The organism is Prauserella rugosa (assembly GCF_000719975.1).
GTDB lineage: Bacteria > Actinomycetota > Actinomycetes > Mycobacteriales > Pseudonocardiaceae > Prauserella > Prauserella rugosa.
The window spans coordinates 1-2,500 of record NZ_JOIJ01000045.1; the positions used below are offsets into that span (position 1 = coordinate 1).

A 2,500-nucleotide genomic window follows, 5' to 3' on the forward strand; every position below is an offset into this window, starting at 1 on the left:
TAAGTAAGTTCGGCGGTGTCCTACTCTCCCACACCCCTACGAGTGCAGTACCATCGGCGCTGGCAGGCTTAGCTTCCGGGTTCGGAATGGGACCGGGCGTACCCCTACCGCTATCACCACCGAAACACTACGAAACAACACAACCGTTGCTCCCCACACCACCAAACCCGTGCGGGAGTTGGTGTGGTGTTTCAGGATCGTAGAGTGGGTGCGTAGCATCTTTGTAGGCAAGTCCTCGGCCGATTAGTACCAGTCCACTCCAACACACATTACTGCGCTTCCATGTCTGGCCTATCAACCCAATCATCTCTTGGGGGCCTTAACCCACAACGGGTGGGAGACCTCATCTAGGAACAGGCTTCCCGCTTAGATGCCTTCAGCGGTTATCCCTTCCGAACGTAGCCAACCAGCCATGCCCCTGGCGGGACAACTGGCATACCAGAGGTTCGTCCGTCCCGGTCCTCTCGTACTAGGGACAGCCTTCCGCAAGTCTCCTACGCGCGCGGCGGATAGGGACCGAACTGTCTCACGACGTTCTAAACCCAGCTCGCGTGCCGCTTTAATGGGCGAACAGCCCAACCCTTGGGACCAACTCCAGCCCCAGGATGCGACGAGCCGACATCGAGGTGCCAAACCATGCCGTCGATATGGACTCTTGGGCAAGATCAGCCTGTTATCCCCGGGGTACCTTTTATCCGTTGAGCGACACCCCTTCCACCAGGAGGTGCCGGATCACTAGTCCCGACTTTCGTCCCTGCTCGACCCGTCAGTCTCACAGTCAAGCTCCCTTGTGCACTTACACTCAACACCTGATTACCAACCAAGCTGAGGGAACCTTTGGGCGCCTCCGTTACCCTTTAGGAGGCAACCGCCCCAGTTAAACTACCCACCAGGCACTGTCCCTGAACCAGATCATGGTCCGAAGTTAGATTCCCAGCACGACCAGAGTGGTATTTCAACAACGACTCCACCACCACTAGCGTGGCCGCTTCACAGTCTCCCACCTATCCTACACAAGCCGAACCGAAAACCAATACCAAGCTATAGTAAAGGTCCCGGGGTCTTTCCGTCCTGCCGCGCGAAACGAGCATCTTTACTCGTAGTGCAATTTCGCCGGGCCTGTGGTTGAGACAGCCGGAAAGTCGTTACGCCATTCGTGCAGGTCGGAACTTACCCGACAAGGAATTTCGCTACCTTAGGATGGTTATAGTTACCACCGCCGTTTACTGGCGCTTAAATTCTCAGCTTCACCACCGAAATGGTTAACCGGTCCTCTTAACGTTCCAGCACCGGGCAGGCGTCAGTCCATATACCTCGACTTGCGTCTTCGCATGGACCTGTGTTTTTAGTAAACAGTCGCTTTCCGCTGGTCTCTGCGGCCACACCCACCTAACCCGCACAGGGTTTCAGCAGGCCTGGCCCCCCTTCTCCCGAAGTTACGGGGGCAATTTGCCGAGTTCCTTAACCACAGTTCACCCGATCGCCTTAGTATTCTCTACCTGACCACCTGTGTCGGTTTGGGGTACGGGCCACGCGCGCACTCGCTAGAGGCTTTTCTCGACAGCATAGGATCACTCTACTTCACCACAACGGCTACGCATCACGCCTCACCCTTCATACAGGACGGATTTACCTACCCTGCGGGCCACACGCTTACACCAGTACTACCACTCACTGGCGGAGCTACCTTCCTGCGTCACCCCATCACTTGACTACTACGCCATCAGGTCCCACGCTCCACCAACACCATCTTCCGAAGAAGACCATGCGGCTTCGGGTGGTTAGTATCCGACGCCTCACCATGGACGCACACACGCGGGTACGGGAATATCAACCCGTTATCCATCGACTACGCCTGACGGCCTCGCCTTAGGTCCCGACTCACCCTGGGCGGAACAACCTGGCCCAGGAACCCTTGGTCATCCGGCGGTACAGATTCTCACTGTACATTCGCTACTCATGCCTGCATTCTCACTCCCACACCCTCCACCGTTAACTTCCGTCACGGCTTCACCGGGCCCAGGACGCTCCCCTACCCACCACAACCCGCGTTAGCAGTTGTTGCAGTGACTCGGCTTCGGCGGTGTACTTCAGCCCCGCTACATTATCGGCGCAGAACCACTTGACCAGTGAGCTATTACGCACTCTTTCAAGGATGGCTGCTTCTAAGCCAACCTCCTGGTTGTCTCAGCAATTCCACATCCTTTTCCACTAAGCACACACTTAGGGGCCTTAGCCGGAGTTCTGGGCTGTTTCCCTCTCGACAACGAAGCTTATCCCCCGCTGTCTCACTGCCGCACTCTCACACCATGGTATTCGGAGTTTGGTTGACGTCAGTAACCCGATCAGGCCCATCAGCCACCCAGTAGCTCTACCCCCACAGTGAAACATACGACGCTGCACCTAAATGCATTTCGGGGAGAACCAGCTATCACGGAGTTTGATTGGCCTTTCACCCCTACCCACAACTCATCCCCCAGGTTTTCAACCCTGGTGGGTT

2 rRNA genes (1 of these 2 cut by a window edge) are annotated in these 2,500 nt (G+C 56.4%); both read right to left on the reverse strand.

The window, feature by feature from the left end:
• Positions 1–7 precede the first annotated feature (7 nt).
• Positions 8–124 (reverse strand): 5S ribosomal RNA (rrf, locus tag IF64_RS0124785).
• Positions 125–223: 99 nt separating this feature from the next.
• Positions 224–2,500: ribosomal RNA gene (locus IF64_RS0124790) — 23S ribosomal RNA — on the reverse strand; it runs 827 nt beyond the window's last position.